The sequence below is a fragment of the Sphingobacterium sp. JUb56 genome (assembly GCF_014191365.1).
Lineage (GTDB): Bacteria > Bacteroidota > Bacteroidia > Sphingobacteriales > Sphingobacteriaceae > Sphingobacterium > Sphingobacterium anhuiense.
This window is the reverse complement of the sequence record NZ_JACHWL010000002.1, coordinates 934,877-948,650: the sequence shown is the minus strand read 5'-3', so window position 1 is coordinate 948,650 and position 13,774 is coordinate 934,877. Positions and strand designations below refer to the sequence as shown.

The window sequence follows — 13,774 nt, the reverse complement described above, 5'->3', positions numbered from 1 at the left end:
GGTGTGATATTTAAGTAGGAATAAAGTAATATTGAAATGGCGTAAAAATAACACGCACAAATAGCGAGTTAAAAGGTTATAATGATGAGAGCGCTGTATTTCATCATAAAATATAGGTTAAAAAAAAGAAATCATGTCGGGAGTTAAGGAACGTGTACTATTAATTGCGGAAAGTAAGGGGATCAGCAAAGCTATTTTTTTTGAAGGCTTGGGATTTTCTTATGCTAACTTTAAAGGCGTTCAAAAATTTTCAGCACTTAGTTCGGACGCAATGATAGCTATCTTAACTAAATATAATGATATATGTCCAACCTGGTTACTGATGGGTACAGGCGAAATGTATAGGAACAGTAACGGTGATGAAAGGGGGCCCCTTGAGCATTCCAAGCAGCGCCCAGATGATAATGCAATTAAGATGGACGAGGCAATGAATAAAGTCATCAATGCTTTGGAACAGACGATAAGAACACAAGAGAAGACAATTCTTGCCCTTGAAAAGCAAATTGGTTTCTTGGAAAAGGAATAATTTAGGATATTATTTTGTCCTTAGCTTTAATGTTTTTATAATCAGCTTTATTCTAATTCTTAAATATATAAATGTTGTGAAAATCTATTCTTTAATTTTAGTACTACTGTTTTTGACCATTAGTACAAAAGCACAGACGGTCTCTGATGATCAAATTCAGATCAAGAAGTTTATCTCAGAAATAGTAAAAGGAGACCTCTCAGATAAAGAATTGGTAGGTAAGTATTTTGTAATTGAAAAAAAGAACGTGAAACGTGCTTTAGAGATCCTCTCACTACAGTTTCAATATTTACGTAAAACTTTGGCTGATGAAAATTTTGAGAATATTACGGTGGTGCCTTACGCTTCATTACCTGAAGAGCAACAAGATCATTTGACAAAGCAAGAAACTGATAAGAATTGTTATCAGGTATTTTATAACCGAGATAAGCTTATAAATATCATGTTAATCGATAATAAGGTTCGAGGTTTTGGATCTTTAAATAAAGGTGGGGTAAGGATGATAATTAAATATTAATATAAGCTCTTTTCTTATGTTAATGATAAAAATTTCAATTATTTAAAGAACAGCCTATTCCTAGTTCTATAAATTAGGCCAATATTGACTCAAGAAAATTTGTATAGTACAATATTTCGTTATTATAATTTTAAAAAAAATAACGGATTCAAGTGATTTTATTGCCGTGGTTTTCGTTTATTTTTGTCTCATGGAGGTAAACTGTCGAATAGAAGAATTATCATTGCTAAGATCTTTTAATAATTAATAATACCATATTTATGTTGGGAAGACTATATCGTTTGTTTGCTGTGTTACTTTGTTTTACAACACTTGATACTGTTGCTCAATCGGCCGGTGATCGTCCTGTTTACACTTCAGAATGGGGGCATCTCTATCGAACCGAAAATAACAAAATGGATCTGCTGGGGATATTTCCGACGGAAGCTCCTGTATATGTTTTGGACTCTACAAAAACACAATATAAGGTGCAGGTGAGTAATGGGGATATTGGGTTTATAATGAAGCAACCTCTCCAACGGGCAATGTTTGGTAAGCGATCAGCGGGTGAACCTGCGCAATATTTCTATCGGGGTACACAAGGAAGCCAGTGCCCTCATTTTTTTGTTCAGGTATCGGAATTACGGGTGCGTAAAGCTCCAGATGTTTCAAGCACTGCAGTAAGAAGAGCAAGACTCAATGAGCTGGTCTGTATCGATTACTTTCCGCTCTATACGGACGGTTGGGTATATGTGGGTGATCACTTTCATGAGAGACCAGAATTTATTCAGGCAAAATTTTTAGGTGCGGAATTGACCTATGATAAAGTATTAAAAGAATATCTCAAAGTAAAAGGTAAGGATCAAAAACAGGAAATTTTATGGGTAGGAAGACTCCGGGAAATTGCCTGGAACGATGATAAAAAATTAAAACAGGCATTGACATTTTGGAAAGAATCATTTGAAAATGCTGGATTACAGGACCCGAAAGTTGATATTGATTTTGAATTGTATCTGGCAGATCGGTTTCAAGTTCGTCCGGCATTCGATGTGGTGGAGAAGCAGGTGACATCTTTACGGATGCATTTCGATTGGAAGGGGTTGCTTCTTTATGATGGGAAGATAACAGAAAGTCAGATGAAGCAACTTCAGATGCAAAAAGTATCGGTTATTCCGGATATGCCCGAATGCGGTTGGGAACCTGTATATTATTATCGATCTGATAATAATATCGTGGCATTTGAAGAAAATGTCAAGGGAAAAGTTTTTGGGTCCGTATATCAGGTTACCCTCAGCAATGAGCTAGCCTTGTGGATGGGAGAGGAGCGAATCGATATGAATTATGATGAAAAGGAATTTGTGAAACATTTTGGACATCTGGTTTCGACCGACTGGATCGGTGCCCCGCATGTTTATCGAATCCCCGATGGTGACGCAGGCCTATTTATGATCACTTTTGAAAATGGAAAAGCTGTCCGTTATGAGTGTATGTTTTATTGTTAGAAAAGTCAATTAAGTATAAAATAAAAAAGGACCTGCAGCTTTTGTAAGTCCTTTTTTATTTTAATCTAGTTCCATAGCGAAGAGATTGGCGATATGCCCTTTTAGCTTATCTTTTACCTCGTTAATATTGGGTTTATAGCCCAGTTCTCGCTCCATAGAGGTAACATCTTTGTCGTCAATACCACAGGGTACAATATTTCCAAAATAGCTTAGATCGGCATTTACATTGAATGCAAATCCATGCATGGTTACCCATCGGCTTGCTCGGACACCCATCGCGCAGATTTTCCGTGCCTTTTCGTTGTCCCCATCGATCCAGACACCCGTAAAACTTGGGTATCTTCCTGCCTGAATTCCATAATCATTTAGGGTTAGGATAATCGCCTCTTCTAACGTGCGTAGATAAAGATGAATATCGGTAAAGAAATTATCTAAATCCAGAATTGGGTATCCAACGATCTGACCAGGACCATGGTAGGTAATATCACCGCCACGGTTGATCTTATAGTAGGTTGCTTCTTTCTCTTTGAGCGCCTTTTCATCCAATAAAAGATGTTCAGGTTTCCCAGATTTCCCTAAGGTATACACATGAGGGTGCTCGTTGAAAATTAAAAAGTTTTCCGTTGGAAGTTCTGTACTGTTAACACGGTTTTCATGTTTTACAGCTAAGGTTTTATTAAAAATCTCTTCTTGTCTATCCCAGGCTTCTTGATAGTCAACCAAGCCCCAATCGATAAAGGTTACTTTTTTATTTTGCATAGTGATGTGGCTATATGCGTTTTAGCCCAGTTTGAAATGATTAAAGCACGCTTGATTTTACATCGGGTATATCCTGTCTTTCAAGCGTACTTTAAGTACTTATAAATTCGGATTAGTAAAGCAAATTATTATAAGGATATCTTTCACGGTGAATTTCCACAATGATATCGTATAATTTTTGTTTAAATTCCTCTAAGTTTGTTTTATTTGTAGCTGAAATGAAGATTGCTGGATCAGCATTCTTGGCCATCCAGCTGTTTTCAAAATCTTCCAATGTTACCGTTTTTTTACCTTCTTCACCCTCTTCAACTGTCGGTACATAAGCATCAATTTTATTGAATACCGTAATGATCGGTTTATCTAAAGCTCCGATATCTTTCAATGTCTCATTAACAGCGATAATATGATCTTCAAAATTTGGGTGTGAAATATCGACCGCATGAATCAATACATCCGCTTCTCGGACCTCGTCTAATGTTGATTTAAAACATTCAACTAAATGATGGGGAAGTTTACGGATAAAACCTACAGTATCGGATAATAAGAAGGGTAAATTATCAATCACCACTTTACGAACGGTTGTATCTAAAGTTGCAAATAATTTGTTTTCAATCAAAACATCCGATTTTGAAATCATGTTCATGATGGTTGATTTCCCGACATTGGTATAGCCGACTAAAGCAACACGTATCATTTCACCCCGATTTTTACGTTGTGTTTCATTCTGTTTGTCAATCAGGTCAAGACGTTCTTTTAAAACAGTTATTTTATTTAAAATAATACGTCTATCAGTTTCAATCTGACTTTCACCAGGACCACGCATACCGATACCACCACGTTGGCGTTCCAAGTGGGTCCATAATCTCGTCAACCTGGGTAATAAATACTGTAATTGTGCTAATTCAACTTGTGTTTTTGCTTGCGCACTTTTAGCGTGGCTTGCAAAAATATCTAAAATTAAATTTGATCTGTCTAATATCTTAACTTGAAGCTCACGTTCGATATTACGTAATTGAGAAGGAGATAATTCATCATCAAAAACGACCATATCAATTTCTTCTGCGATTACAAAAGCTTTAATATCTTCCAATTTTCCTGCCCCTACATAGGTAGAGCGATCTGGATAAGTTAATTTTTGTGTAATAATACCTTTTGTTATCCCGCCTGCAGTTTGAACTAAAAATTCTAATTCTTCAAGATACTCGTGTGCTTTTTCCTCGCTTAATCCCTGAGGAATTACACTCACGAGTAAAGCTGTTTCGGGTCTTACTGCGGTGTCGTATATTTTGATTTTTGCCATTGTTTTCTATTCTAATTTTGTATTGCTTATTAAGATTTTGCATGAGTAGGCCAAGGGGCACTGCAAAAAGACGTGAAAATGATGTGACGTCATAGTACGATGACTCAATAATAATACAAAGATAATCGTTTTTAGTTTAATTGTTTTATGCCAAAAGCGGATCCTATAATTTTATTAAAGAAGCTTACAGACTAATGCATAATGGAATAGGAGTGAGATAAGTATTTTATGAGATCTTATCCCATGCAATACCGTCCGTTTTTCTAGCGAGGTATTGTCTGAGTGATGCATGACGTTCTTCTGTCATTTCTGGATCTTCCTTGAAGATATCAATAACAGAATTACGGGCTTCTGACAGAAGCTGTTGGTCTGTTGTAAGGTTGGCCAGTTTTAATTCCAGTACACCAGATTGCTGCGTACCTGAAATATCGCCCGGACCACGAAGTTCTAAATCAACTTCTGCGATTTCGAATCCATCATTTGTTCGTACCATAGTATTCAATCGCAACTTTCCTTCCTTGCTTAACTTATTACTTGACATTAAGATACAGAATGATTGCTCTGCACCACGACCAACCCGTCCTCTCAATTGATGGAGCTGTGATAAACCAAATCGTTCCGAGTTTTCAATAATCATGACAGAAGCATTGGGAACATTAACACCGACTTCAATTACGGTTGTTGCAACCATAATCTGGGTTTCATGTTTCACAAAACGTTGCATCTCAAAATCCTTATCTTTGACAGGCATCTTGCCATGGACAATACTGATCTTAAATTCAGGAAGCGGAAATTCACTTTGGATATTTTCTAGACCTGCTTCTAAGTATAATAAGTCTAGTTTCTCACTTTCCTTGATCAGTGGAAATACAACATACACCTGTCTCCCCTTTGCTATTTCTTCACGGATAAGACCAAACATGCGCAATCTGGAGCTCTCGAAAAAATGAACTGTCTTAATCGGTTTTCTTCCCGCAGGGAGTTCGTCGATAACCGAAATGTCCAAATCGCCATACATAGTCATTGCCAAAGTACGCGGAATAGGGGTAGCGGTCATCACGAGCATATGTGGAGGAATGCTATTTTTACGCCAAAGCTTAGCGCGCTGTTCAACTCCAAATCGGTGTTGTTCGTCAATAACAACAAAACCTAAATTTTTAAATTTGACTTTGTCTTCAATTAAGGCATGGGTTCCTATCAGGATATCCAAAGAGCCATTTTCCAATTCTTCATGAATGATACGGCGTTGCTTAGTACTCGTAGAGCCTGTTAACAATTTAATATTGCAGATACCCTCTCCCAGTAACTCTTTTAGCCCCGTATAGTGTTGGGTTGCTAATATTTCTGTTGGAGCCATCATGCAAGCTTGAAAACCGTTGTCTATGGCCAAAAGCATCGTTAAAAGTGCAACCACTGTTTTCCCAGATCCCACATCGCCCTGCACCAAACGATTCATTTGTGCGCCGGTAACAGTATCCTGTCTGATCTCTTTGACGACACGTTTCTGTGCGTTGGTCAACGGAAAAGGAATCCGTTCTTTGAAAAAGGTATTGAATTTGTCCCCGACTTTAGAGAAAATCTGTCCCCTGAATTTTTTAGTATTGAGCTGTTTATTTTTTAGTAATTTGAGCTGAATATAGAATAATTCTTCAAATTTGATACGTTTTATGGCCTGCGTCAGTTCCTCTTGACTCTGTGGAAAATGAATAGCAACAGTGGCTCTGGCTTGGTCCATCAACTGATGCTTGGCCAATAAATAAGCAGGTAGCTGTTCAGTGAGTTGGCGAAATACGGTTTCTAAAGCAGTCTGCTGTAATTTTTGAATCCCTTTACTGTCTAAGTTGAACTTCTTCAGTTTCTCAGTGGAAGAATATACAGGTTGCAAGGTCATGTTACCCAAGTTTTTTACCTGAGCTTGATAAGGTTCCATTTCGGGATGTGTGATCGATATCTGTCCATTAAATACAGATGGTTTGCCATAGAGCACGTAGGCGGAACCTACTTTTAATGATTTCTGTAACCAGGTGATCGATTGGAACCATACCAGTTCGATGCTCCCTGTCTCATCTTTGAATTGTCCAACCAAACGTTTTGCTCTTTTTTCACCAACTTCTTTAAGCCCAATAAGTCTCCCTAATACTTGGGCCGAATACATATCGGCATCCAGTTGTCTTATTTTATGAAATACGGTACGATCAATATAGCGAAAAGGGTAATAACTGAGCAGGTCACCAATGGTGAAAATCTGCAATTCTTTTTTAATTACATCAGCTTTCTGAGGGCCTACGCCTTTCAGATATTCTATTGGGGTTATTAAAGATAAATCAGCCATTCTTCTACTTTGCTAATTTAAGGATTTTACTTAAAAATTTAGTAAAATACTATAGAGGATTGCTAAAGTTGTTGTATCGGTTAATTAAAAAGGAGTATTTAGTCCGGTGATGTGGTATCAAATATTTTTTCCGCATATTAATAAAAAAGGCTGCCCCTTTATTGAAGAGGCAGCCTTTAAATAGGATAAGATGTTGATTAAAAATTTCCTTTATTCACATCCCACCATAGACGTGTACCACCGTTATCAGCACCGCCAAGTAATGAAATGGCATTTTGTACCTCAGCTGCATTCGTGTTGTACTCATTTTGTGGAAATGGTAAACGGCGGATCTGAATCTTAGTGTCAATAAGACCAGCGCTATTATTCACCGCAACAGGGAATAATTTTGGATATCCGGTTCTACGGAACTCACTCCAGGCTTCTTGTCCTTCTGGGAAGATCGCTAACCATTTTTGTGTAATAATACGTTCCAACTTTTCTTCATTAGAGGCTGCATCATTCCATTGAATAGTTAAGTTAGTTGGTGCAGCTGCATTATTGCTTGCATTGAATGGATCAACGTAAGCAGCAGCTTTACTCGTATTGTCTTGTAAATAGGCCGATAAACCGCTTACGCCCCATTGTGCAAAAGAGGTTTCAACACCTTTTTCGTAAAGTGATTTTGCTGTTCCACCAACATTTGCCCAACCTCTCAATGCGCCTTCAGCACGTAAAAAATAGACTTCAGCAGCAGTCATTAAAATTGGGGCAGTGGTTGCTGTGAATGACGGCGTACTTCCTCCCGTATTAAGCGCTGATAACATCTGGTATTTGTCTTTTTCAATACCTGCTGCACCTGTACGGATACCAATGTATTTGCCCGCGAAGCCGGTTGTCTGTTTGTCAACTGGTACTGGCTCCATATATTTAGAAATACGCGGATCGCCGTAACCTGTCATGTATGACTGTAAAGAAGCATTCATACGGGTATCTGCCCAATTCTTTGAAATAAACCAAAGGGGATTGCTGAATGTACCGTCTGTAGGAACTTTTACTTTGAAGTTTTCACTATTCGCTTCAATAACGCCACCATTTGCTGGATCTAACGCTTTCTCTGCTTGTGCTTTTGCTAGTTGAGGGTCAACTTTTACAATACGCACAGCAAGACGCAAGCGAAGTGAGTTCGCTAATTTTAACCAGTTCTTAAAACGTGTCTGATTATCCAAATTCGGATAAACTAAATCGATCTCTTCAATTTTGTCGGTCATTGGACTTTGAGCATTAAACGACTTTAAAGCCTCCGTCGCTTCATCCAATTCTTTGAAAAAAGCAGTGTAAAGATCAGCTTGCTTATCATAAGGAATATCTCCAGATGTGCCAACTTTGCTATATGGAATAGGTCCGTAAATATCAGTTACACGATTAGCAGCAGCTACCTTAATTACTTTTGCAGCTCCGCCAAGTGCTGGATAGTTTTTATCCAATCCATTTTTTTGTAGTTTATCAATAGATTTGATCACATCAAGGTAAAGTACTTTAAAGGGTTCACCATTCCAGCCATTTACCATAGCGTAATTCAGGTTATTTTGACCGCTATTGAAAGGTGTAGGGGACATGAAATAACCAGAGAATACGTCTGCATTCAGATTTTGTTGAAGTTGATATGAATTTGGATCACCACCTCCAGAAAAATTGTAGATGGCCATCTGTGCTGTTTTGAAGAATAGTACTAAATCTTTTCCATCGGCAGCCAGGTCTTCATCTGTCAGGCCGTTGTTATTTTTGTTATATTCTTCGAAGTTTTTTGTACAGCTGCTCATGGCACTTCCAAGTACCACAAAAGCTAACATCAACTTACTTATATTTTTGAAATTGTATTTCATCGTTGTTTTATTAAAAAGTTGCATTCAAAGTAAGACCATAATTACGTGTTGGAGGCATCATGAAGATATCGACTCCACTTAATGTATTGCCGGTAGACATGGTCACTTCCGGATCAAAAGGTGCTTTCTTAGTAAAGTAGAATAGATTTCTGCCGACTGCCGAAACGCGGAGCTTTTTAAAGAAACTATCATTGAGATTAAAGTCATAGCCTAACACTAATTCGCGTAGTCGAACAACTGTTCCGTCATAGATATATTGACTGCTTACAGGTCCCATACCACCAACAGTTGTATACCATTTCTCTGCTGCAACATTTGTAACTTCAGCACCAGCAGCTGTAACGCCATTGATTGTTACACCCCCATTAGCACGGGCATCTCCACTTGCTTTTGAAACACCATAACCGTCAAGAAGCGCCTGTGTTATGGACATCACTTCGTAATCAAACTTACCGTCGATCAAGAAACTTAAGTTGAAGTTTTTATAACTAAAGCTATTGTTCAATCCCATTTGCCAAACTGGATTTGAATTTCCTAATTTGGTATAATTGGAATTCTTTTGAGGAGTACCGTCTGCCGAGACTAGAATACGGCCTTGATCATCACGAGCAAAATCTTGACCATAAATGTCACCAAAAGAACCGCCTACTTCAAATTTGGAAGCGTAATTGTTACGTCCATCTCCGGTTAATGCAAATTCTTTAATGCGATCATCTAATTTGATAATCTTATTTTTGTTATAAGTGAAGTTTAAACTTGTTGTCCAGGTAAAATTGTCATTCTTAATGGCATCTAATGACACTAATGCTTCAACCCCTTGATTTTGGATATCTCCAGCATTGATGGCATATTGATCATACAATGATGCTTGACTGGCAGCAATTTTGAAGAACTGATTCTTCGTATTTGTCTTATAGTAGGTTACATCTACGTTTAAACGGTTGTTCCACATACGCCATTCAGTACCAATCTCTAATGAATGTGTTTTCTCTGGTTTAAGACCTTTAAGAAAAGCAATATCATTGAGGTTGATAACACCATAAGCATTCAGATTATTGGTTAATAAGGTGGTGTAAGGAGGTAAATCATTACCAACGATAGCATATGAACCCCTAATTTTGGCCATGTTGACAAAATCAGGCATGTTCAATTTGTCGTTTAAGACAACACCTAAACCTACTGATGGATAAAAGAATGAATTTGATTCTGTGAAAGCAAGTGTACTTGACCAATCATTACGAGCAGTTAAATCAAGATATAACCATTGATCGTATGATAGATTAGCACTGGCAAAAACAGATTGCAGTTGTCTTCTGTTATTTGATAAACCTGTCGGAGTAGGTGTAGTCGAATTCTGAATGATAAACTGATTTGGATATTGCAGACCTGCTGTTCCACTGGTGTAATCTACTCCTTCAGTCTTCCAGTCTGTAATACTTGTTCCCACGACACCGGTAATCTGAAGCTTATCGTTCACATTGAAGTTCATATTGGCGATTAGATCACCATATTGTTGTGTGATGGTTGTATTCGTGTAATTATAGCCGCCATTTGGTCTAGCTAAAATATTTTGAGTACCTGCATATATTTTTCGATCCCAAACTTCACTTGTACGATCTACACTTCCACGTGCTTGAACATTAATCCATGGTGCAATTTGATATTTGGCACTTCCATTTAATAATAAACGGTTTCTTTTAGAACTGTTCTGGTTTCTGTTTACGATCCACCATGGGTTTTGTTGGGTTGTAGGATCATCGGATAAAGTAAACCAGTTCTGATCATAAAGATTACGGCTTGGATTAAATTTCTCAAAATCTTTGTAAGGTGAAATATCAATACTACGAGGCAATAAATAAAGTCCTACTAGAGGATTATAATAAAAACCAGATGTTGGTGCATTATCCAATTTTTGGGTAATATAATTGGCACTTCCTTCAACCGTTAATTTGTCATCAAAGAATTTAGCGCTTTCTTTCAGATTGAAATTGTGACGGGTCATGTCATTATTTGGCGTAATTCCTTTTGCTAAGGTATTCGCGTAAGAAAAATAAGTCTGATTTTTCTCGTTTCCGCCCGATAATGTCAATGAATTTGTAAAATTACTACCTGTTCTTAAGAACTTGTCAACATTATTAAAATTAGCTTGATCGCTTTTCTCTCCCCAACTGGATACACTTGTTGCACTATTTTTTCCACCCGATCCCTGTCCATATTGATTTTGAAATTCGGGTAAAGATGTTGCTTGTTCGATTTGTGCACTGGAAGAGAAATTGACGGTTGTACGTCCTCCTTTTCCAGACTTTGTTGTGATCAAGATAACGCCGTTGGCCGCTTGACTACCATATAAAGCCGCAGCAGATGCTCCTTTTAGTACAGAGATATTTTCCACATCTTCTGGATTGATCATAGCAATTGGATCTCCGGGATCGCGTTGCCCACCAAATACGTTATCAGGTTGTGTTCCTAATGTCTGATTATTGATAGGTACACCATCAACAACATACAATACCTGATTGTTGCCTGATGCAGATTTATTACCTCTAAGCACAACTTTAGCAGAACCGCCGGGGCCCGATGAACTGGAAGCAATATTGACACCTGCAACTTTACCATTTAGATTATTGGCTAAGTTGGTGCTTTTTACGCGATTCAGTTCATCACCTTTGAGTTGTTGGGTCGAATAAGTTAAGGATTTTTGAGAACGGCTAATTCCTAGTGCTGTAACGACTACACTTTCTAATTGCTGTGTCTGCGGTACAAGACTCACGTTGATAGTAGTCTCATTTGGTCCTAATGTAACAGTTTTGGTTTCGTAACCAATCACACTAATGCTCAAAATACGATTCTTATCGTCAACGTTAATTTGAAAAACACCATTAGCATCTGTAGAACTAGCTTTAGATGTCCCTAGAACTTTAATGGTTGCTCCAGCTATTGCGGCTTTAGACTGGCTGTCCACAATAGTACCCTTTACTTGATTGTTTTGGGCATGGAGTAAAGAAGCTGAAAAAAGCATTGTCGGAACAATACCCAGTATCTTTAATGTAGTTTGTAATTTACTATTCATTCAGTAATATGTGTTATGATCTAATTATGTCTTTACACATTTCATAAGAATAGATTTATTGTAAATGGCTAATTCAATTTAGCACATTGGTCAGTAGATGTCTCATATTGAAGATAGGTAGGATACGCAATTTCGCAAATGTGAATAAATATCAATACAAGGTAAAAATAAGAAGGATTCTTATTCTAGGAATCTAATGTACTACTGTTCTATAAAATTTAAAAGAGTTTTATAACATATGTGATACATTTTAACGTTTGTTTCCTGTAAATAGCTATTTATCAGGTTGTTTTATTTCAATGTTTTTTACAGGGAAATTAAGTTTTGTATCATAATTTGTTTTAATCTCAAAAAATATATGTTCAGACGTAGAGGGGGAGATCAAAAAAAATCGGCCAATACTTTAAGAGCTTAGCCGATTTTAAAAATACTGCTGTTTGTTTTATTATTCTGAGAGCTCAACAACGGGTTTGTTATTGACGCATTTTACTCCTTTGGGATATGTATATTTTCCTGTCGAACAATTCGGCTTTTCACGTTCTATGATATTCTTTTTTAAGGAATTGTAAAGTGCAATATCTTTCATGATTTCCGGACGTTCTGCTGTTCTAATATAAGCTATATGTTCAACTCCACAGTCTTTTAAGAGTATTGTCGTACCCCAGTTTTCGGTTCCGCTACAAGTAAGATTATTCAGGTATTTGTCGATCTTTATTTTTAAAGGGGCAATACGTATTTTACTTTCTGATAAGCTTAAATCTTTTATGTACAGCAATTTGGCTTTTCCATTTACGCAGGAAAGTTGAGTGGGTTCACTATTAAACAAAATATACTTCTCACAGGGTTCGTAAATAATTCCTTCTTTGATACCGGCATTGACTTCGTTGGATCTAAGTGCTAAATATTCCTCCCATAGTTTATTGAATTGTGATTTGAAACGTTTATGCACAGGGAAATAAACATGCCCACACCAAAAGTTGCTGACTTTTTCAATGTTCCATTCGTTCAAATTTTCACATTTTTCTGAAGCAATGAGTTTATCAATTTCGGCTTTCTTTTCTTCAGCTTTAGCAGACCATTGTTCAGAAGTAAAATCGTCTTTTTCGCAAGCACTAAAAAGTAACATAAATAGAAACAAATAGCTGACTAGTTTTATAAATTTCATATCGAGTAAGTATAAAGTCTAAAAGACTACAATCGGTTTATTATTTTCACATCGCACGGATTTGGGGGCGGGGGCACTATTCGGAGTACAATTTTGTAGTTCTTTATCTAATTGTGTTAGATGGAAATATAATGTATTATATTCTGTAAGAATTGCATAAAATCCATTACGATATGTTTGATTAGCAATGGTTGGAATCCATATTTGGGAACAATCTTTTTTTATGCCAGTAACTATCCAATCACTCGCCGCGGTACATGGTTTATCTTTAAAGTAATGCTGCAGTGTTTCACTTCTTTCGGTTAGAGCTGTTCGTGTCTGTTCGGTATTGAAATCTTCGGCAGTTTTTACCTTTGCAAATCCATTCTGACATATGATTCCGAAATGTACAGGCATATGTAGAGATACAAAGTTTGGATATGGCCGATCATCAGCGTCCATGGCTTTTGTTAATAAATTAGTATGTTCTTTTTTTAGCAGATCATATTTGTTTTTTATTGTGGGAGAAACGGGTAAGTAACCTCGAGTAGTTGGATCTAACAATAAGGTATCGACGTACCACTTGCTGATGTCTCCGCATGAAATACTTTGTGTAAGCAAGTGCATTTCTTGATATTTCTCTGATGCTTTTTTATAAAGCTCATCATAAGAAAGGTGATCTTTTTTGCACGATAGTATCGTGAGCACTAAAAAAGAAAGTGTAAAAAATCGATAGATTTTCATCGTATTAAGGTTACATGGTTAATATTAGTTTATTAA

10 protein-coding genes are annotated in these 13,774 nt (G+C 37.1%); 3 read left to right on the top strand and 7 right to left on the bottom strand.

Going from position 1 to position 13,774, the window contains the following annotated elements:
• Window positions 1–133 precede the first annotated feature (133 nt).
• From FHR29_RS23455 to FHR29_RS23445, 3 genes are all read left to right on the top strand, one after another.
• Window positions 134–526 (top strand): hypothetical protein, encoded by a 393-nt coding sequence (locus FHR29_RS23455; RefSeq protein WP_132840911.1) that lies wholly within the window; start codon window positions 134–136, stop codon window positions 524–526.
• Window positions 527–602: 76 nt separating this feature from the next.
• Entirely contained in the window at window positions 603–1,043 is a 441-nt protein-coding gene (locus tag FHR29_RS23450) for a hypothetical protein (RefSeq protein ID WP_183917538.1), read from the top strand.
• 260 nt (window positions 1,044–1,303) lie between these two features.
• Complete coding sequence (locus FHR29_RS23445; protein ID WP_183917536.1) at window positions 1,304–2,524, top strand: hypothetical protein; 1,221 nt, start codon at window positions 1,304–1,306, stop codon at window positions 2,522–2,524.
• A 60-nt stretch (window positions 2,525–2,584) separates the two neighbouring features.
• Here FHR29_RS23445 and lipB read toward each other — a convergent pair whose 3' ends face one another.
• The 7 genes from lipB to FHR29_RS23410 all read right to left on the bottom strand — a co-directional run bounded on the left by lipB (window position 2,585) and on the right by FHR29_RS23410 (window position 13,738).
• On the bottom strand, window positions 2,585–3,283 hold the full coding sequence (gene lipB / locus FHR29_RS23440) for a lipoyl(octanoyl) transferase LipB (RefSeq protein ID WP_183917534.1): 699 nt from the start codon (window positions 3,281–3,283) through the stop codon (window positions 2,585–2,587).
• Between the two features lie 112 nt (window positions 3,284–3,395).
• Complete coding sequence (gene hflX, locus FHR29_RS23435) at window positions 3,396–4,583, bottom strand: GTPase HflX (protein WP_183917532.1); 1,188 nt, start codon at window positions 4,581–4,583, stop codon at window positions 3,396–3,398.
• Between the two features lie 226 nt (window positions 4,584–4,809).
• Window positions 4,810–6,915 (bottom strand): ATP-dependent DNA helicase RecG, encoded by a 2,106-nt coding sequence (gene recG, locus FHR29_RS23430; protein ID WP_183917530.1) that lies wholly within the window; start codon window positions 6,913–6,915, stop codon window positions 4,810–4,812.
• A gap of 197 nt (window positions 6,916–7,112) precedes the next feature.
• Entirely contained in the window at window positions 7,113–8,780 is a 1,668-nt protein-coding gene (locus FHR29_RS23425) for a RagB/SusD family nutrient uptake outer membrane protein (RefSeq protein ID WP_132840918.1), read from the bottom strand.
• A gap of 10 nt (window positions 8,781–8,790) precedes the next feature.
• Window positions 8,791–11,850, bottom strand: coding sequence for a SusC/RagA family TonB-linked outer membrane protein (locus FHR29_RS23420; RefSeq protein ID WP_132840920.1), 3,060 nt, complete (start codon window positions 11,848–11,850; stop codon window positions 8,791–8,793).
• Between the two features lie 445 nt (window positions 11,851–12,295).
• Window positions 12,296–13,015: a hypothetical protein gene (locus tag FHR29_RS23415; RefSeq protein ID WP_183917528.1), complete on the bottom strand. Its 720-nt coding sequence runs from the start codon at window positions 13,013–13,015 to the stop codon at window positions 12,296–12,298.
• A gap of 18 nt (window positions 13,016–13,033) precedes the next feature.
• A complete protein-coding gene (locus FHR29_RS23410) occupies window positions 13,034–13,738 on the bottom strand; it encodes a hypothetical protein (protein ID WP_183917526.1) in 705 nt (234 codons plus the stop codon).
• Between the last annotated feature and the right edge of the window lie 36 nt (window positions 13,739–13,774).